The following is a 19,243-nucleotide window of genomic DNA, read 5'->3' as shown; positions in this document are numbered from 1 at the left end:
TTATGCTGAGCAAAAAGATTCGCAACTTCCTGTTATTCGGGGTCATCGCCGCGCTGTTTCTGGCGGTGGGCTACTGGAATATCAGCCCGGAGCGCTTCCTCGACCAGCCTGCCGCGCAGGTCGACGAAGGCGCTATCGACTATTACGCCACCAACGCCTATAGCGTGCAGTTCCTGCCCGACGGCAAAGTGCAGTACGAAATGACCTCGGACAAAGTCGAGCATGTGAAGGCCAGCGAGGTCACGCTGCTGACCAACCCGGACCTCAACCTGTATCGCGGCACCGAATTTCCGTGGCATGTCACCAGCAAGCGTGGCGAGGTGAACCCGGACGGCACCGAAGTCGAGCTGATCGACTCGGTGCGCGTTGCGCGCACTGACGCCAAGAACCGCGACACGGTGATTACTTCCAGCCGCATGACCGTATTCCCACAGAAGCAATATGCGCAGACCGAGCAAGACGTTAGAATCGACGGCGCTGGCGGAGTATCGACTGGCAAGGGAATGAAAGCGTATTTGAAAGAAAGCAGGATACACCTGCTATCGAACGTAAGAGGACAGTATGAGGCTCGTTAAAACTCTCCCTATTTTGCTCGGTTTGGGCGCAGCACTGGGAAGCGTGAGCGCCTGGGCTCTGCCGAACGATAGCCAGCAACCGATCCACATCTCGGCTGACGACGCGCAGCTCGATGACAAACAAGGCGTCGCCACCTACACCGGCGGCGTGATCATCACCCAGGGTTCGATGAAGATCACCGGCAACACGGTGACGCTGACGCGCACTGCGGCGGGCGATATTGATGTGGTGACCTCGGTCGGCAACCTGGCTTACTTCGAACAGAAGCAGGCAGCGACCGATACCGGCCCGATGAAGGGCTACGGCAAGACCATCCAGTATCACGCGCAACAGAATCGCATCGTGCTGATCGACCAGGCCAAGGTACTGAGCCCCGATGGAAACTCCACGGAAGGCGAGAAGATCACCTATGACACTGTGAAACAGATCGCCAACGCCGGGCGCGCCAATGGCAACAAGGTGACTGCACCACGCCCCCGTATCGACATGGTTATCCAGCCGAAGAAGAAGGCCGAGTAATGGCAACCCTGAAAGCCCAGCATCTGGCCAAGGCCTATAAAAGCCGTCAGGTCGTGCGCGACGTGAGCCTGTCGATCGACAGCGGCCAGATCGTCGGCTTGCTCGGCCCCAACGGCGCCGGCAAGACCACCTGCTTCTATATGATTGTCGGCCTGGTTCAGGCGGACCAGGGTCGCGTGCTGATCGACGACTTGGACGTCAGCCATCAACCGATGCACGGCCGCGCCCGTGCCGGTATCGGCTATCTCCCACAAGAAGCGTCGATCTTCCGCAAACTGTCGGTTGCCGACAACATCATGGCCATCCTCGAGACCCGCAAGGAACTCGACCGAGATGGCCGTCGCAAGGAACTGGAAAGCCTGCTGCAGGAGTTCCACATCAACCACATCCGCGACAACCTGGGCATGAGCCTGTCGGGCGGCGAGCGTCGCCGCGTGGAGATCGCCCGCGCCCTGGCGACCGCACCCAAGTTCATCCTGCTGGACGAGCCGTTTGCCGGCGTTGACCCCATTTCGGTTGGAGACATCAAGCAGATCATCCATCACCTCAAGGCCAAGGGTATCGGTGTGCTGATCACCGACCACAACGTGCGCGAGACCCTCGATATCTGCGAAACCGCTTACATCGTCAACGATGGCCAGCTGATCGCCGAAGGCGACTCCGCAACCATCCTGGCCAACGAACTGGTCAAGGAAGTGTACCTGGGTCACGAGTTCCGCCTGTAAATCCACCGGCTATTGAAGGTGGTGGCAGGTAGCTTGCCTTAAGCGCGGACATTAATAGAAAACCTCCGGATTTTTATTGTTACCGCGCTCTAGGCAAAGCCCTCGATATCAGGCATATAATTTGCTTATGTTTGGCGCTCACGCGCCCTGTCGTGGATGGCGCATTGCGCCGGCGAATAAGGTGTTAAGCCCCTGCCATGAAACCATCGCTAGTCCTGAGAATGGGCCAGCAGCTGACGATGACACCGCAGCTGCAACAGGCCATCCGCCTGCTCCAATTGTCGACGCTGGACCTGCAACAGGAAATCCAGGAGGCCCTGGAGTCCAATCCGATGCTCGAACGCCAGGAAGAAGGCGACGACTTCGATAATGCAGACCCGCTGGCCGACAACATCGAGCAAAAACCCAATTCCGACGTTCAGGAACCCTCTTACCAGGAAACGGCCCCGACGGTGGACAACCTCGAGGAAGGCGAATGGAACGAGCGCATTCCCAACGAACTCCCGGTGGACACTGCCTGGGAAGACGTCTACCAGACCAGCGCCAGCAGCCTGCCCAGCAACGACGATGACGAGTGGGACTTCACCACCCGCACCTCCGTCGGCGAGAGCCTGCAGAGCCATCTGTTGTGGCAATTGAACCTGGCACCGATGTCCGACACCGATCGTCTGATCGCTGTCACCCTGATCGATTGCATTAACAACCAGGGCTATCTGGACGAGACACTCGAAGAAATACTAGAGGCCTTCGATCCGGAGCTGGACATCGAGCTGGACGAAATCGAAGCCGTGCTGCACCGCATCCAGCAGTTCGAGCCTGCCGGTATCGGCGCCCGCACCTTGAGCGAATGCCTGCTGCTGCAACTGCGCCAGTTGCCCGCCAAGACGCCTTGGCTGGCCGAAGCCCAACGACTGGTCACTGACTACATCGACCTGCTGGGCAGCCGCGACTACAGCCAGTTGATGCGCCGCATGAAACTCAAGGAAGACGAACTGCGCCAGGTTATCGAGCTGGTGCAAAGCCTCAACCCACGCCCGGGCTCGCAGATCGAATCCAGCGAAGCCGAATACGTTGTACCCGATGTGATTGTGCGCAAAGACAACGAACGCTGGCTGGTAGAGCTGAACCAGGAGTCGGTGCCACGTCTGCGGGTCAACCCGCAATATGCCGGTTTCGTGCGTCGCGCCGACACCAGTGCCGACAACACCTTCATGCGCAACCAGTTGCAGGAAGCGCGCTGGTTTATCAAGAGCCTGCAAAGCCGCAACGAAACCCTGATGAAAGTCGCCACCCAGATCGTCGAGCACCAGCGCGGCTTCCTGGAATATGGCGACGAGGCAATGAAACCCCTGGTGCTGCATGACATCGCAGAAGCGGTGGGCATGCACGAATCAACGATTTCACGGGTAACGACGCAAAAATTCATGCATACCCCACGGGGTATCTATGAGTTGAAATACTTTTTCTCCAGCCATGTAAGCACCTCCGAAGGCGGCGAATGCTCGTCCACAGCGATCCGCGCGATCATCAAAAAACTGGTTGCCGCGGAAAATCAGAAAAAGCCGTTGAGTGACAGCAAGATCGCTGGTTTACTGGAGGCACAAGGCATTCAGGTCGCCCGTCGAACCGTCGCCAAGTACCGCGAATCCCTTGGGATCGCGCCTTCCAGCGAGCGTAAGCGTTTGATGTGACGGGCGGGCCACAGCGTTCCAGTGGTGGGTATTCCTGCCCACCGCTTTATGCACTGGCAACGAAGGAGAAGCTGTATGCAAGTCAACATCAGTGGACACCATGTAGAAGTCACCCCTCCACTACGCGACTACGTAGAGCAGAAGCTTAGGAAGCTTGAGGGCCATTTCGACAAGATCACCAACGTGCAGGTCATCATGAAGGTCGACAAGCTTCAGCAGAAAATCGAAGCGACACTTCAGATACCCGGCGGCGAAGTGGTAGCCAATGCCGAGCATGAAGACATGTATGCATCAATCGACTTGCTCACAGACAAGCTTGACCGCCAACTCAAAAAGCATAAGGAAAAGAATCTGAGCCTGCTTCAGGGCACAGGTCGTTAACTCCCCCCCCATGATCCGACTTGAAACCATCCTGACCCCCGGCCGTTCCCTCGTGAACGCGCCGGGCGGCAGCAAGAAGAAAGCCCTCGAACAAATTGCCAACCTGATCGCACGCGAAGTGCCGGATCTGGAGATGCAAGATGTCTTCGAGGCCCTGATTGCCCGTGAAAAACTCGGTTCCACCGGTTTTGGCAACGGCATCGCGATTCCTCACTGCCGCCTCAAAGGCTGCGAGTCCCCCGTAAGCGCCCTGCTGCACTTGGACGCCCCTATCGATTTCGACGCCATCGATGGCGCCCCGGTCGACCTGCTGTTCGTTCTGCTGGTCCCGGAAGCTGCCACCGATGCACACCTGGAACTGCTTCGGCAGATCGCCAGCATGCTCGACCGCAAGGAAGTACGCGACAAACTGCGCAGCGCCAACAGCAATGGGGCGCTGTATCAAGTTGTCCTGGATGAACAAAGCGGGCAGTAATCATGCGTTTGATCATCGTCAGCGGCCGCTCCGGCTCGGGTAAAAGCACCGCCCTCAATGTTCTTGAGGACAGCGGTTTCTATTGCATCGACAACCTGCCGGCCGGCCTGCTGCCTGAGCTGGCAGAACGCGCTTTGATCCACACCGAACTCGCACAACCGCTGGTTGCTGTTTCGATTGACGCCCGTAACCTGCCCAGCCATCTTTCGCGCTTCCCGGAACTGCTTGAGGAAGTGCGCGCCAAACACATTCATTGCGACGTGCTGTACCTGGATGCCGACGAGGAGACGTTGCTCAAGCGCTTCTCAGAGACCCGTCGTCGCCACCCCCTCAGCAGCCCGCATCGTTCCCTCGCCGAAGCCATCGAAGACGAAACCAAGCTACTGGGGCCGATCATTGATCTGGCCGACCTCAAGATCAACACCACCAGCCTCAACCTGTATCAGTTACGCGACGCCATCAAGCTGCGCCTGCTGAACCAGCCGGAGCCGGGCACGGCGTTTCTCGTCGAATCTTTTGGCTTCAAGCGCGGCATGCCGGTGGACGCCGACCTGGTGTTCGACGTGCGCTGCCTGCCCAATCCTTATTGGAAGCCCGAGCTACGTGACCAGTCCGGGCTGGATCAGCCCGTGGCCGATTATCTGGCCGCACAGCCGGATGTGGAGGAGATGTTCCAGGACATCTCCAGCTACCTGCTCAAATGGTTGCCGCGCTTTGCCGCGAGTAACCGCGCCTATGTCACCATTGCCATCGGCTGCACCGGTGGTCACCACCGATCGGTATACCTGACCGAGCGCCTGGGCCAGGTGCTGCAACAAACCCTCAAGAACGTCCAGGTTCGCCACCGCGACCTCAGCTGAAAGGAACACCCCCGCGATGCCCGCTCGTGAAATTCAAATCATCAACAAGCTGGGTTTACACGCCCGGGCCTCGGCCAAATTCGTCGGCGTCGCCGGGCAGTTCCCTTGCCAAATCCGCGCTGGGCGCACACCAGAGAGCATGGTCGATGGCAAAAGCATCATGGCGATGATGATGCTGGCGGCCGGCAAAGGCACCACGATTCATTTGAAGACCGAAGGCGAGCAAGAGCAGGAAGCGATGGACGCCCTAGTGGCGCTGATCAATAACTACTTTGATGAGGGTGAGTAAGCTCACCCTTTGAGACAGGCGTGAAGCCGCAACGGCTTCACCCCAATGCGGTATCCATCACCATCATCAAACAAAACCCGATGCACAGGCCCAGACTGGCGAGCTTTTCGTGACCATTGCGCCGCGATTCCGGGATCACCTCATGGGTCACCACCAACAACATTGCGCCCGCGGCCAATGCCAGACCCAACGGCAACAGCACCTCGGCCAGGGTCACCAACCAGGCACAAAGCACAGCGAATACAGGCTCTACCAAACCGGATGCCGCACCGATCAGGAACGCCTTGACCCGCGACATCCCCGCCCCAGCCAACACCAACGCAATCACCAGACCTTCGGGCACATCCTGCAGGGCAATCCCCATGGCCAGGCTGTCGGCATCCGGCATTACGCCACCGGCGGAGACGCCCACCGCCATGCCCTCCGGAATGTTGTGGGCAATGATGGCGAACACAAACAACCAGATGCGCGGTGGGATCACCGGTTTATCCGGTGTGCCCACAAGCATTTCCGGGCTGGCGCCGGAGACCTTGCGATCGACCAGGTACAACCCGAAAGCGCCCAGCATGATGCCAAAGCTGATCAGCCCGCCAGCGCCCCAGGACGAGAGCCCCAGGCTCTCAGCCGCAGCAATACCCGGCACAACCAGCGAAAAGGCCGTCGCCGCCAGCATCACTCCGGCACCAAACCCCAGCAGCGTGTCGCTCAGGGCGACCGGCATTCGCCGAATCACCAATACCGGAACCGCGCCCAACGCCGTGCCGAGCGCGCAAATTGCGCCGCCCTGCAAGGCGCGCAGGATGCGCGGTTCGAGATCAAGCCAGGCCAGCCCGTGGGCCACCAGCAATGCAATACCTGCCAATAACAGCAGCGAGCCAAACGCATAACGAAACAATCGCACGCTGCTGATCGCCAATGTGTCAGTGCCCATAGTCGACCTTAGATCTTGTTATGAAGGTGAATGTCAGGCCAAGGCGGCCTGATAGCGTGCAGCAACTTCCGGCCAGTTAATGACACTGTAGAAGGCATTGATGTATTCGGGGCGTCGGTTCTGATAGCGCAGGTAGTAGGCGTGTTCCCAGACGTCAAGGCCAAGGATCGGCGTGTTGCCGTTCATCAGCGGGCTGTCCTGGTTACCGCTGCTTTCCACCACCAGCGTCTTCTGTGGCGTAACGCTCAGCCAGGCCCAGCCACTGCCGAAACGAGTCAATGCGGCCTTGGTGAAGGCTTCCTTGAAACTGTCAAAACCACCCAACTGCTCTTCAATAGCCTTGCCGATCGCGCCGTCGGGCTTGCCTCCTCCTTCAGGCGACATCACGGCCCAGAAAAGCGAGTGGTTGGCATGACCACCCCCTTGGTTGATCACCGCCGCACGGAGTTTTTCCGGCAGTTGCTGAACGCTGGACACCAGTTTCTCTATCGGCCAACCGGCGAACTCGGTGCCTTCGATAGCGGCGTTGAGGTTATTGATGTAGGTCTGGTGATGCTTGGTGTAATGAATCTCCATGGTTTGCGCATCGATATGCGGCTCCAGGGCATCGTAGGCGTAGGGCAAGGCAGGCAAGGTGTAAGTCATATCAATGTGCTCCGTAGTGTGGAGTGATCGGTTGCGCCGCAGTACCGCCCAGCAAGCGATGAGTACGCGGGTACTCGCCGTGATCGCTGATGAAATTCAACAGTTCGACGTAGGTCTTGCTGCTTTGGCGCAGCGCTGCTTCACGCAATTGCGGGCTCAGGCGAGCGTCCTGCATGGTCTGCAGCAGACGCTGATGAATGGCACAGAGGTATTCGGCGCTTTCCTCGGGCTGGTTCAGGCGCAGGTGCAGGTCCGCCAGGTTGTGATGGGAAATGACACACGCCGCCACGGCTTCGTCGGCATCCGCCCAGCGTTCGAACAACACCTGAGCCAGCGCCAGTGCCTGCAAATAGGCCTCGCGGGCATCGACCAACTCGCCTTGCATAAAGCAGCGATTGGCCCGTTCGATCGTGCGTTTCCAGTGCTCCATGATGCACCTCCAAGGCAGAGTCGGATTACACGCCGCCGGCCGTGAGCTTTTCCGGATCCAGCAGGGCTTCCAGTTGGCTGCGGGGCAGATCGGTGTATTCAAGGGCCACATCAATGACTGGGCGGCCCTGCTGATAGGCCTTCTTGGCGATTTCAGCGGCCTTTTGGTACCCAATGATCGGGTTGAGTGCGGTGACGAGAATCGGGTTGCGCGACAGCGCTTCCTTAAGCTTGTCCTCGTTGACCTTGAAGCTGGCGATGGCCTTGTCTGCCAACAAGCGGCTGGAATTGGCCAGCAATTCAAGGCTACTGAGCAGGTTTTGGGCGATGATCGGCAGCATCACGTTGAGCTCGAAGTTACCCGACTGCCCGGCGACCGTGATCACCGTGTCATTGCCGATGACTTGGGCGGCGACCATGGCCGTGGCTTCCGGGATCACTGGATTGACCTTGCCTGGCATGATCGACGAGCCGGGCTGCAACCCTTCCAGCTCGATTTCGCCGAGGCCGGCGAGCGGCCCGGAGTTCATCCAACGCAGGTCGTTGGCGATTTTCATCAACGACACGGCGGTCGCTTTCAGCTGGCCGGAGACGGCGACGGCGGTGTCCTGGGAACCGATCAGCGCAAACAGGTTTTTGCCCGGTGTGAATTTCACGCCGGTGAGGCTGCTCAATTGCTGGCTGAAACGGGCTGCGAATTCGGGGTGAGCATTGATCCCGGTGCCCACGGCCGTGCCGCCCTGGGCCAAGGCCTGCAGGCTTGGCAGCAAGTCTTGCAAATGCCCAATATTGGCCTTGAGCTGTTGCGCCCAGCCATTGAGCACTTGGCTCATACGTACTGGCATGGCGTCCATCAGGTGCGTGCGGCCGGTCTTGATGAACGGATGAACTTCTTCAGCCTTCTGTTCGATCACCTGTACCAGGTGCAACAGAGCCGGCAGTGTTTGCTCATGCAACACCAACGCCGCGCTGACGTGGATGGTGGTCGGGATGATGTCGTTGCTGCTCTGCCCGCAGTTCACATGGTCGTTTGGGTTGACCGCCTCGCCCAGCAAACGGCTGGCCAGTGTGGCAATCACTTCGTTGGCATTCATGTTGGAACTGGTGCCGGAGCCGGTCTGGAAGATATCCACCGGGAAGTGCGGCATGAAATCGCCTTCCAGCAGGCCTTGGGCGGCGTCGACGATGGCCTTGCCCTGCGCCTCGCTGATCTGCTTGAGGTCGACGTTGACCTTGGCGGCGGCGGTCTTGGCCAGGATCAATGCGCGAATGAACTGCGCCGGCATGCGTTGATGGCTGATCGGAAAGTTGTTCACCGCACGCTGGGTTTGGGCGCCATACAGGGCCTCGGCAGGTACTTGCAGTTCGCCCATGCTGTCGCGTTCGATACGGGTGTTACTCATCGGAGGATCCTTGCACCAGGTCAGAAACAGAAAGGGAAGGCAGCAACTCGCACGTCGCCAATTGCCAGGCAAAGGTCTGCCAGCGCTTGAGGCGGCAGGCACAGTGGGAGAGTTGCTCCAGGTCACGCAGCGGGCGCCAGGCTTGGTCCATGCACATGGAACGCCAATGCCAGGGCAGCGCGATGTCGCTGGCGGTGTCGATCAACAAGCGGAATGACGTTTCTGCGATCGTCCACGGATGGGTCGCGGTGCAACACGCCAGGTATCGTCCCTCGTTGAGATAATGTTCGATCAGACGAGGCTCATTGGGATCCAGTCCGCAGCGAATCTGACGACTCATCCAGCGCCAGCTTTCCAGATACGGATCCTCATGCAGGACAGAACTCATGATCCACACTCATTCGGTAATGATATTTATTATTAAATGATATTGAGAATCAACGCAACGTCAACGTATCTCCCTTGCCTACCACGCAGACATAAAAAAGGCGCGCTATCCAAGGGATAGCGCGCCTTTCTCTAAGCGACAGGCCTGTCAGCTGCCAGCGACGGTCATTCGCTCGATCAGCACCGAACCTGTGCGAATGTTGCTGCGCAACTCCAAATCATTACCCACCGCCACGATCTGTTTGAACATGTCGCGCATATTGCCCGCGATGGTCACTTCCTGGACGGCGAATTGAATTTCGCCGTTTTCCACCCAGAAGCCCGCCGCGCCACGGGAATAATCACCAGTGACCATATTCAGGCCATGGCCCATCAATTCGGTCACCAGCAGGCCACGCCCCATACGCCGCAACAGTGCCGCCTGGTCTTCATCGCCATGGGTAACGAACAGGTTATGCACGCCGCCTGCGTTAGCCGTGCTTGGCAGGCCCAGTTTGCGACCGGCGTAGGTGCCCAGCACGTAAGACACCAACTCGCCGTTCTCGACGAACGGCTTGGCATACGTGGCCAGGCCATCACCGTCAAAGGCCGAACTGCCCATCGCACGCATCAAGTGTGGGCGCTCATCAATGGTCAACCACTCAGGAAACAGCTTCTGGCCGATAGCGCCTTCGAGGAACGATGACTTGCGATACAGGTTGCCACCGGAAATCGCCCCCAGAAAACTGCCGAACAAACCGCCGGCCAGCTCCGCCGAAAACAGCACCGGCACTTCACAGGTCGGAACCGGGCGCGCGCCCAGACGGCTCGCGGCACGCTGCGCAGCACGCTGGCCGATGCTCACCGGATCGGCCAGCAATTCGCCCTGGCGGCTTACGTCATACCAGTAATCACGCTGCATCTGGCCATCGGACTCGGCGATCATCACGCAGCTCAAGCTGTGGCGGGTGGACGCATATCCGCCAATAAAGCCATGGCTGTTACCGTAAACACGGCACCCCTGATGAGTGCTCAATGTGGTGCCATCAGCGTTCTTGATGCGGGCATCGGCATCGAACGCCGCGGCCTCGCAGGTCAGCGCCAGTTCGATGGCCTGCTCGGGAGTAATATCCCAGGCGTGGAATAAATCGAAGTCCTTCAAGTCCTTGGCCATCAGCGCCTTGTCAGCCAGACCTGAGCTTTCATCCTCGGAGGTGTGCTTGGCAATGGCCAGGGCAGCGGCCACGGTTTCACGAATCGCTTCCGGCCCACTGGCGGAGGTACTGGCCGAACCTTTGCGCTGGCCCGAGTACAAGGTGATGCCAAACCCTTGGTCGCGGTTGAACTCAACGGTTTCGACTTCCCGCTGACGCACCGACGTCGACAGCCCTTGTTCCAGCGACACCGCGACTTCACAGGCACTGGCCCCCTGGCGCTTGGCCTCGGCAAGGATCTGCTCGACTTGTTCCTGCAGTGCCGGTAACGCTTGAGGACCGACGCTTTGGGCTGCACTCATGGTTTTCTCCACTCAAATTCTGCTTTCGGTTAAGGCCATCGAGCGACCGGGCCGGACAAGCGGCCCCCGACTGGTTATCATGGCGGCGTTTCTTTGCGGACTGCCACCATGGTTGATTCTTACGACGACTCCCTCGATGGGGAGAAAAGCAAAACCCAGGTCAAACGTGAGCTGCATGCTCTGGTCGACTTGGGCGAGCGTCTTACAACGCTCAAAAAAGACTTGATTGCAAAACTGCCATTGACCGACGAAATGCGCCGGGCGCTTGCCGATGCACCCAAGCACACGGCAAACATCGCGCGTAAACGGCACATCATGTTCATCGGCAAGCTGATGCGCGATCAGGATACTGACGCCATTCTGGCCTTGCTCGATCAAACCGATGCCTCCACTCGCCAGTACAACGAACGCTTCCATAACCTGGAGCGTTGGCGTGACCGCCTGATCTCTGGCGATGACGCGGTGCTGGAGAAATTCGTGCTGGACTACCCGGCCGCGGACCGCCAGCAATTGCGCTCCTTGATCCGTCAGGCCCAGCACGAGCAGGCGCATAACAAGGCGCCAGCCACCAGCCGTAAAATCTTCAAGTACATCCGTGAGCTGGACGAGACTCAACGCGGCCTGCGTTGATGCCCTTCCCCGGGTGGCAAACATTGCCACCCGAAGCTCCACCCCTTACGACCCCGTGCCACCCACGGTGATCGCATCGATTTTCAGCGTTGGCTGGCCGACACCGACCGGCACCGACTGCCCATCTTTCCCGCATGTGCCCACGCCGCTGTCCAGCGACAGGTCGTTGCCGACCATCGACACCTTGCTCATGGCTTCCGGCCCGTTCCCAATCAACGTTGCCCCTTTGACCGGCGCGGTAATCTTGCCGTCTTCGATCAGGTACGCCTCACTGGTGGAGAACACGAACTTACCGCTGGTGATATCCACCTGCCCGCCACCGAGGTTGGCGCAGTAGATGCCGCGTTTCACCGAGGCGATGATTTCTGCCGGGTCACTTTCGCCACCGAGCATGTAGGTGTTGGTCATGCGCGGCATCGGCAGGTGCGCATAGGACTCGCGACGACCGTTACCGGTGCGCGCCACACCCATCAGGCGGGCATTGAGCTTGTCCTGCATATAGCCTTTGAGCACACCGTTTTCAATCAGCGTGGTGCATTCGGTGGGTGTGCCTTCGTCATCGACGCTCAGCGAGCCACGGCGACCGGCCAGTGTGCCGTCGTCGACGATGGTGCACAGCTTGGACGCGACCATTTCGCCCATGCGCCCGCTATAGGCAGAACTGCCTTTGCGGTTGAAGTCGCCTTCCAGACCATGCCCGACAGCCTCATGCAGCAACACCCCGGACCAGCCCGACCCCAGTACCACCGGCAAGGTGCCGGCGGGCGCGGGAATGGCCTCCAGGTTCACCAGCGCCTGACGCAACGCCTCACGGGCATAGCCCATGGCGCGGTCCTCAGTAAGGAAATAACGGTAATCGGTACGCCCGCCGCCGCCATGGCCACCCCGCTCGCGGCGGCCGTTCTGCTCAACGATCACGCTTACGTTGAAGCGCACCAGTGGCCGCACATCCGCCGCCAGACCACCGTCGGTGGAGGCCACCAGGATGCGCTCCCACACGCCGGCCATGCTCACAGTGACCTGCTGGATACGCGGGTCGAGGGCGCGGGTCGCCGCATCGACACGCTTGAGCAGCTCGACCTTTTCCGCACGGCTGATCACTTCCAGGGGGTTATCCGGCGCGTACAACTGGGCCACATCCTGCGTGCTGAACGCCTGCACCGTACCGTTCTGGCCGGCACGGGAGATCGAGCGCGCCGCCCGAGCGGCCAGACCCAACGCCTCCAGAGTGATCGCATTGCTGTAGGCAAACCCGGTTTTTTCGCCGGATTGCGCACGCACGCCGACACCCTGGTCGAGGTTGAAGCTGCCTTCCTTGACGATGCCATCTTCAAGGGCCCAGGACTCGGAAATCTGCCCCTGGAAATACAGGTCGGCGGCGTCGATACCCGGCCCGGCGAGATCGCCCAGCACGGTTTGCAAGCTTTCGATGGTCACGCCACCGGGTGCCAGGAGGTGTTCACTGACTGAGGACAACAACTCGCTCATAGGTTTGGCCTTAAATTCATCGTTCCGAAGCAGGTCGCTGTGCGCCCTGCGAGAAAAAGCGCCGATGGTTGACCACCGGCATGCGCGCCCGTATCGACGCCTGTTCACTGCTATCGCGTTCGGCCAATAACACCGCGGCGCCTTGATCCTGTTGTGCCAGTACTCGCCCCCATGGATCGACAATCGCCGCGTGACCATGGGTTTCCCGTGGACCCGGATGCACACCGCCCTGGGCGGCCGCCAGCACATAGCACTGGGTTTCGATGGCCCGCGCGCGTATCAGCACATCCCAGTGCGCGGCGCCGGTGACTGCGGTAAAGGCCGAGGGCGCGGTAATCAATTCAGCCCCCGCCGCACGCAGCTCGCTGTATAACTCGGGGAAGCGCAGGTCGTAACAGACCGTCAGACCCAAGCGGCCGACCGGTGTATCCGCCACGACCACATTGCTCCCGAAAGCATAGTCATCGGATTCACGATAGCGACCCCGCGCATCCGCCACATCCACGTCGAACAAATGCAGCTTGTCGTAACGGGCAATGATTTCGCCGCGATCATCGACCAGCAGCGAGCAGGCATTGGACTTGGCGTGCGGTTGACCCTCCGGCGGCAGCGGCAATGTGCCGGCGACTATCCATAAGGTGAGGTCGCGGGCGGTCTGTTTCAACCATGGCAGGATCGGGCCTTCGCCAAGCGCCTCGGCACGGCCAATGTCCGCCACGTCGCGGCGGCCCATAGCGGCGAAATTTTCCGGCAACACCGCGAGCTTCGCGCCGCCCGCCGCCGCTTGCTCCAGCAGGCGCCGAGCCTCGGCAAGGTTGGCCAGCACATCGCTCTGGCTGACCATCTGGATTACCGCAAAGGACATGGGCCGACACTCCGAAATGGGCATGCGGCCATGCTACTCCACACGCTGTCAGTTTGGTTTTTCAAATGGCTTATCGAAGGTGATCTTCGGGTCCTTCCACGGCCCTTCCACCTTGTATTGCACGCTGGCAAAACGCGATACGCGGTCGCCGATCAGCTTGTCGATCAGGAACAGCGCTCCACCAATGGCCGGAGCCCCCACGATCAGCGCGGCGATAGGCAGGTTATTGGTCACCGGCAACGTCACCAACAGCTTGGCATCCACACGATCAGCCACAAGGTCCAGGGTGCCATTGAGTTCGAGATTGCTTGACGGCCCGGTCAGGGTGATCGGCTCGCGGGTCACGAAAACGCCATTGCTGGCAGCGAGCAGACCTTTGACCCGGTCATAGCTCAAGCCTTTGCCAAGCAGGTCCGAAAAGTCCAGGCGCAGCCTGCGTCCGATGGAGTTGAAGTTGAGCAGGCCGAATACCCGTAACGCCTGGGCGCCACCTTCGACCTCAACGAACTGGCCTTTGCGAAAGGCTGCATCCAGGCTGCCGGAGAAGCGCTTTGGCCCGACCCACGCCGGTGAACCCGGCCAACGTCCATCCACATCCAGGTGGAAGTCTTCGCTGGTCACGGTGGGCGCATAGCCCCAGCCCTTGAGCACATCGCCGATGTTCTTGCCGTCCAGCCGCCCCTTGTACCAACTGCTGCTGTCGCCCGGCGAGCCTTCCCAGCCACCGGCGCCTTTGAGCTGCATGCCTTTGAGGCCCAAGTCCAGGTCACTGAACGCCAGGCCCTTGGTGGTCGGTCGAATTCTCAGTGACCAGGCGCCCACCAGGTCAGGTCCCTGGAACAACTGATCAATCGCGATATCCAGCGCTGGAATATCCTTGGGATCGATGCTGGCCAGCGGGTCCGGCGCGTTTTCATCCGCCTGTACGGTCGGGTCCACGGCCGGCAATTTTACGTATTGCAGGTTGATGCCGATCGGCGTGCCCTTGGCATCCGGCACATTCACACGCCCCTTGGCCTGCTGACTGTCGAGCTGCATGCTCCACGCGGCGGGTTTGCGGTCCAGCTGCAAACTCACCTGATCGAACTGGGTACCCAAGCCAGTGAGTCTGCCTATCTTGAAGTCGGCGCTGCTCAACAGCTGCTTGGCGCTGCCGCCCGGATCATTGCCGGCATACTGGTTGACCAGCTTGCGCCACGGGTCGATATCCAGTTCCGACAACACGCCTCGGATACGCAGGCCCTTGGCAGCCGGCAGCACGGCGTCGCCCTCGCCAAGGAACAGCTCACCACGACCTTCGCTGAATTTGTCCGGTGGCGCGGCAAAGGTGAAGTTCGCCAGCTCACCGTAACCGAACCAATAACGACGCTCAGCACCCTGCAAGGTCATGCGGAATACGCTGTCACGGCCCTGGCTGGCCGGCATGCCGAACGGCGCCGGCAAATCCAGCGCCACACCTTTGAGGTTGGAGCTGACCATCAGTTGACTATCCGCACCGGCCAGGTTCAGTTGCAACTGGTACGGAATATCGCCCGACACCGGCAACGGCTGGGTGATGTTCAACCAGTCGGTCAACCGTTTGACCGTGACCTGCCCTTTGGCGGCGACCCGGGTACTGATATTGCCTGGCTTGCCGTCGGCGAAGATCTGCGCGGTGATCGGCCGGTCGAACGCCTGGGCCGTGATTTTCTCGCCACTCAACCCCTTGGTGCTGTCGAAGCGGAAGTCGCCCTTGAGCTGCGTCAGTTCCAGCGTCGGCTCCGCCAATTGCAGGCGTGCCTTGTCCGTCTGGAAGTCCACCACGATCTTGGGCTCGATGCCCTTGGCCAACGGAATATCCAGGTCCAGCTTGCCTTGCAGGTCGCCCTCGCCTTTCCAGCCGGCAAAGGTCGAGGTCGTACCGATCGGCGCGTCCTGAAGGATCTTCAGGCCATCGCCCAGCCCACCAGCAAAGCTCCCGGTGAGCAGCAGATGGCTGTCCTTGCCCGTCGGCGCGTGGGGAATATTGACGTAGATGTCCTTGACCTTGGTGTCGAGCAATTGGCCCTTGCTGGCCAGGATGCGTACACCGCTCTCCTCGACAAACACTTCGCCATTGACCTTGCTCACATGGGGCCAGCCCGGCTGAAAGGCCAGTTCGGCATCATGCACCTTGAAGAACAGACTGATATTGCGCGAAGCCGGCACCGCATCGTGATTCAGCGAGCCCTGGTACTGGAAGAAACCTTGATCCACCGCGCCTTTGAGAATCGCGGTGCGCAACCACTCATCCAACGCCGGACTCAGCACGGCGGGCAGGTATTTGGGGGTAAAACGTCCATCACCTTCGATCATGCCGACCCGCAGGTCCATGTAGTCTTCCCTGGCGTCGTCGAAACTCAGGCGAATGAGGAAGTCGGCGGCAATCTTGCCCTCTTCCCCCAGCACCTTGATATACGGCGCGATCAAGGTGAAGCCCTGCTTGTCCAGCTTCCACGTCAGGCGCGCATTGGCCTGAAGGTATTGCCAGGGCTTGGCGAAAATCGGGTCCAGGTGCAAGGAGAAATCCTTGCTGTCCATGCGCAGTTCGCCATGGCCAAGGTCGCCGCTGATACTGCCGGAGACATTACGTGCTGCCGGGGCGCCGAAGTAGGCATCAAAGCCTACGCGCTCCAGATTGGCGGCAAAGCTGACTTTGTTATCGGTGGTGTCCTGCGGGCGGAAATCCACCAGCACATTTCGCAGCAGACCAGTGGCTTTGAGGTGTTCGACGGTTTTGGCAAAACCTTCCGGCAGCGGCGCCAGGGCGTTGAGCAGTGGCGTGATGGGCGTCAAGTCGAGACGATCGGCCTGCAGCTTCCAGACCTCCTGGTCTTTGTCGGTTGCCAGGCTTTGCTGCAATTGCAGGCGTGATTCCCAACGGGTGTCATTCAGGGTCATCGCAAGCGAATCGAACAGTACCTTCAGCCCACTTTCGCTGCGTTGCAGATATGCGGTGAGGGCCAGGTTTTCAATGTGCACCGGCTTACGCTCGGCGTAACTGCCCTGGACCTGCGGCGAATTCAAACGCACCACGGCGCTTTGCACGGCGCCGCGGCCCCAATTCATCCAGAACTCACCACCCGCCTTGAACTGCGTGAGCTTCCATTGCTGGGTCAGTCTGGCAGGAATCCACTTGGCCCAGTCACTTTGCGGCACGCTGAGGTAAGCCTGGACTTCAGCGTCTTTCCACTGGCTGGCACGAATGCGGCTGCGCAGGCTCACAGCGAGGGGCTGGCCGTCGGGCAGGGTCAGGCGTACGTCGAGACGCTGGCGGGTCATGCCGGTATGCAGGCTCAGGCCCACATAGGTGAGGGTCAGCGGAGCCTGATCAAGCGGCTGCAAGGTGACCTGGCTGTCGAGCAGCGACACGCGCTTGACCATTTGCATGCGCGTGAGCAGTTGCTCGGGGTCCAATGGCTGATCGTCCTGAATCGGCAGCCCTTGCAGTGCCCAATGGCCGTCTTTGTCTTCCTTGGCGCTCAGTTGCAGGCCACTGACTTGCAGGTGAGCCAGGCGCACTTCACGCGCCATCAGGCTGGCCCAGATATCCGGCACCACTTCCACCTGGTCCAGGCGCAAGGCATTGCTGCCCTCACCCACCATCACGTCATGGGCCAGCAGCACCGGTGCGAAGCCGCTCCAGCGTCCCTCCAGGCTGCCGATGTGCATAGGCATGCCCAGCGCCGTCTGGGCCTTGGTTTCGACTTGCGCACGGTATTCGGCCACCAGCGGCGTCAATTCGCGTCCCAGGCTTACGTAGACCGCCGCCAATACCAGCAGCAAGGCGCACAGGCCCAGGCCCCAACGGGTCAAAGCGGCAAAAAAGCGTATCAGACGCTCCATGTCAGGCGACCCTCAAGGCAGTAGGCGGACGGCAGCTCAAGGGCTGTCGATATCAAAAATGACACGCGATTGGGGATCAGAGCAGCACCACGTCGTATTGTTCCTGGGAGTACATGGTTTCTACCTGGAAGCGAATGGTACGTCCGATAAACCCCTCCAACTCGGCAACGTTACCGGACTCTTCATCAAGCAGGCGATCGACCACTTTTTGGTTGGCAAGCACTCTATAACCTTCGGCCTGGTAAGCCCGCGCCTCTCGTAAGATTTCCCGGAAAATCTCGTAGCAAACCGTTTCCGGGGTCTTCAACTTACCGCGCCCCTGGCAACTGCTGCAGGGCTCGCACAGTACTTGCTCCAGGCTTTCGCGGGTACGTTTGCGGGTCATCTGCACCAGCCCCAACTCGGTGATGCCGATGATATTGGTCTTGGCGTGATCGCGTTCCAGTTGCTTCTCGAGGGTGCGCAGGACCTGGCGCTGGTGTTCCTCATCTTCCATGTCGATGAAGTCGATAATGATGATGCCGCCCAGGTTGCGCAGGCGCAGCTGGCGGGCAATCGCGGTGGCCGCTTCAAGGTTGGTCTTGAAGATGGTTTCTTCAAGGTTGCGATGCCCTACGAACGCGCCGGTGTTGACGTCAATGGTGGTCATCGCCTCGGCCGGGTCCACCACCAGATAGCCACCGGACTTGAGCGGTACCTTGCGGTCCAGGGCCTTCTGGATTTCGTCTTCGACGCCATACAGGTCAAAGATCGGGCGCTCGCCGGGGTAGTGCTCCAGGCGGTCGGCAATTTCCGGCATCAGCTCGGCAACAAATTGCGTGGTGCGCTGGAAGGTTTCCCGCGAATCGATGCGGATTTTCTCAATCTTGGGACTGACCAGATCGCGCAGCGTACGCAGGGCCAGACCCAAGTCTTCATAGATGACACTCGGCGCGCCGATCGTCTGGATCTGCGCGCCGATCTGGTCCCACAGACGGCGCAGGTAGCGGATGTCCATCAGAATCTCATCGGCACCGGCGCCTTCAGCGGCGGTGCGCAGGATAAAACCGCCCGCTTCCTTGATACCCTCGGCGGCCACACAGTCGCTGACCACCTTCTTCAGGCGCTCGCGCTCGGCCTCGTCTTCAATTTTCAGGGAGATGCCGACGTGGGCAGTCCGCGGCATGTACACCAGGTAACGCGACGGAATCGACAGTTGCGTGGTCAGGCGTGCGCCTTTGGAACCGATGGGGTCCTTGGTGACCTGCACCACCAGGCTCTGCCCCTCATGCACCAACGCACTGATGCTCTCTACCGCCGGGCCTTCACGCAGGGAAATTTCCGAAGCATGGATAAACGCGGCGCGATCCAGGCCGATGTCGACGAACGCCGCCTGCATGCCTGGCAATACACGCACCACTTTGCCTTTATAGATGTTGCCGACGATCCCGCGTTTCTGGGTACGCTCGACATGCACTTCTTGCAGAACACCGTTCTCTACCACCGCCACGCGCGATTCCATCGGCGTGATATTGATCAGAATCTCTTCACTCATGGCTGGGTCTCGTTCAGGCGTTTTCACAATAGTGACCGATCGCTTAAGGCTGGGCG

19 protein-coding genes are annotated in these 19,243 nt (G+C 59.9%); 9 read left to right on the top strand and 10 right to left on the bottom strand.

All coding sequences use genetic code 11. The features are described 5' to 3' along the window. Positions 1-2: 2 nt before the first annotated feature. The 8 genes from lptC to PSH59_RS04340 all read left to right on the top strand — a co-directional run bounded on the left by lptC (position 3) and on the right by PSH59_RS04340 (position 5,516). Positions 3-575 (top strand): LPS export ABC transporter periplasmic protein LptC, encoded by a 573-nt coding sequence (lptC, locus tag PSH59_RS04375; RefSeq protein WP_248075291.1) that lies wholly within the window; start codon positions 3-5, stop codon positions 573-575. After that, positions 562-1,095, top strand: a complete 534-nt coding sequence (lptA, locus tag PSH59_RS04370; RefSeq protein ID WP_305394385.1) for a lipopolysaccharide transport periplasmic protein LptA — start codon at positions 562-564, stop codon at positions 1,093-1,095. Before lptC ends, lptA begins: the two co-directional genes overlap by 14 nt. Next, a complete protein-coding gene (gene lptB, locus PSH59_RS04365) occupies positions 1,095-1,820 on the top strand; it encodes an LPS export ABC transporter ATP-binding protein (protein WP_003171806.1) in 726 nt (241 codons plus the stop codon). Before lptA ends, lptB begins: the two co-directional genes overlap by 1 nt. A gap of 197 nt (positions 1,821-2,017) precedes the next feature. After that, complete coding sequence (locus tag PSH59_RS04360; RefSeq protein WP_248075287.1) at positions 2,018-3,511, top strand: RNA polymerase factor sigma-54; 1,494 nt, start codon at positions 2,018-2,020, stop codon at positions 3,509-3,511. A 75-nt stretch (positions 3,512-3,586) separates the two neighbouring features. Next, positions 3,587-3,892 carry a ribosome hibernation-promoting factor, HPF/YfiA family gene (hpf, locus tag PSH59_RS04355; protein ID WP_027604812.1) on the top strand — a complete coding sequence of 102 codons (306 nt, stop codon included), beginning with the start codon at positions 3,587-3,589 and terminating at the stop codon, positions 3,890-3,892. 10 nt (positions 3,893-3,902) lie between these two features. After that, the gene (ptsN, locus tag PSH59_RS04350; RefSeq protein WP_248075285.1) at positions 3,903-4,367 is read left to right on the top strand and encodes a PTS IIA-like nitrogen regulatory protein PtsN; all 465 of its coding nucleotides are present in this window, start codon (positions 3,903-3,905) and stop codon (positions 4,365-4,367) included. Positions 4,368-4,369: 2 nt separating this feature from the next. Continuing rightward, entirely contained in the window at positions 4,370-5,227 is an 858-nt protein-coding gene (gene rapZ, locus PSH59_RS04345; protein ID WP_248075282.1) for an RNase adapter RapZ, read from the top strand. A gap of 16 nt (positions 5,228-5,243) precedes the next feature. Beyond that, entirely contained in the window at positions 5,244-5,516 is a 273-nt protein-coding gene (locus PSH59_RS04340) for an HPr family phosphocarrier protein (RefSeq protein ID WP_248075280.1), read from the top strand. 37 nt (positions 5,517-5,553) lie between these two features. Here PSH59_RS04340 and PSH59_RS04335 read toward each other — a convergent pair whose 3' ends face one another. From PSH59_RS04335 to pmbA, 6 genes are all read right to left on the bottom strand, one after another. Next, a complete protein-coding gene (locus PSH59_RS04335; protein ID WP_305394384.1) occupies positions 5,554-6,447 on the bottom strand; it encodes a ZIP family metal transporter in 894 nt (297 codons plus the stop codon). 33 nt (positions 6,448-6,480) lie between these two features. Further along, entirely contained in the window at positions 6,481-7,092 is a 612-nt protein-coding gene (locus PSH59_RS04330; protein ID WP_248075276.1) for a superoxide dismutase, read from the bottom strand. Position 7,093: 1 nt separating this feature from the next. Beyond that, the gene (locus PSH59_RS04325) at positions 7,094-7,522 is read right to left on the bottom strand and encodes a hypothetical protein (protein ID WP_248075274.1); all 429 of its coding nucleotides are present in this window, start codon (positions 7,520-7,522) and stop codon (positions 7,094-7,096) included. A gap of 25 nt (positions 7,523-7,547) precedes the next feature. After that, positions 7,548-8,924 (bottom strand): aspartate ammonia-lyase, encoded by a 1,377-nt coding sequence (locus tag PSH59_RS04320; protein ID WP_305394383.1) that lies wholly within the window; start codon positions 8,922-8,924, stop codon positions 7,548-7,550. Further along, positions 8,917-9,312, bottom strand: a complete 396-nt coding sequence (locus tag PSH59_RS04315) for a FagA protein (protein WP_305394382.1) — start codon at positions 9,310-9,312, stop codon at positions 8,917-8,919. The genes PSH59_RS04320 and PSH59_RS04315 overlap by 8 nt, the downstream gene beginning before the upstream one ends. A 147-nt stretch (positions 9,313-9,459) precedes the next feature. Then, entirely contained in the window at positions 9,460-10,806 is a 1,347-nt protein-coding gene (gene pmbA, locus PSH59_RS04310) for a metalloprotease PmbA (RefSeq protein WP_248075268.1), read from the bottom strand. Between the two features lie 108 nt (positions 10,807-10,914). On the opposite strand from pmbA, the gene yjgA reads away from it, so the two are divergent. Further along, positions 10,915-11,436: a ribosome biogenesis factor YjgA gene (yjgA, locus tag PSH59_RS04305; RefSeq protein WP_248075266.1), complete on the top strand. Its 522-nt coding sequence runs from the start codon at positions 10,915-10,917 to the stop codon at positions 11,434-11,436. A 45-nt stretch (positions 11,437-11,481) separates the two neighbouring features. Here the strand turns inward: yjgA and tldD are convergent, their stop codons facing one another. The 4 genes from tldD to rng form a co-directional block, all read right to left on the bottom strand. Then, on the bottom strand, positions 11,482-12,924 hold the full coding sequence (gene tldD, locus PSH59_RS04300; protein ID WP_010170608.1) for a metalloprotease TldD: 1,443 nt from the start codon (positions 12,922-12,924) through the stop codon (positions 11,482-11,484). Positions 12,925-12,940: 16 nt separating this feature from the next. Then, complete coding sequence (locus PSH59_RS04295) at positions 12,941-13,789, bottom strand: carbon-nitrogen hydrolase family protein (RefSeq protein WP_305394381.1); 849 nt, start codon at positions 13,787-13,789, stop codon at positions 12,941-12,943. 48 nt (positions 13,790-13,837) lie between these two features. Beyond that, positions 13,838-17,653, bottom strand: coding sequence for a YhdP family protein (locus PSH59_RS04290; RefSeq protein ID WP_305394380.1), 3,816 nt, complete (start codon positions 17,651-17,653; stop codon positions 13,838-13,840). A gap of 76 nt (positions 17,654-17,729) precedes the next feature. Continuing rightward, a complete protein-coding gene (gene rng, locus PSH59_RS04285; protein ID WP_248075252.1) occupies positions 17,730-19,187 on the bottom strand; it encodes a ribonuclease G in 1,458 nt (485 codons plus the stop codon). Between the last annotated feature and the right edge of the window lie 56 nt (positions 19,188-19,243).

Origin of the sequence: Pseudomonas sp. FP2309, from assembly GCF_030687575.1 — a bacterium.
Taxonomy (GTDB): domain Bacteria; phylum Pseudomonadota; class Gammaproteobacteria; order Pseudomonadales; family Pseudomonadaceae; genus Aquipseudomonas.
Note: the sequence above shows the minus strand (reverse complement) of the source record. Positions and strands in the feature narration are given on the sequence as shown.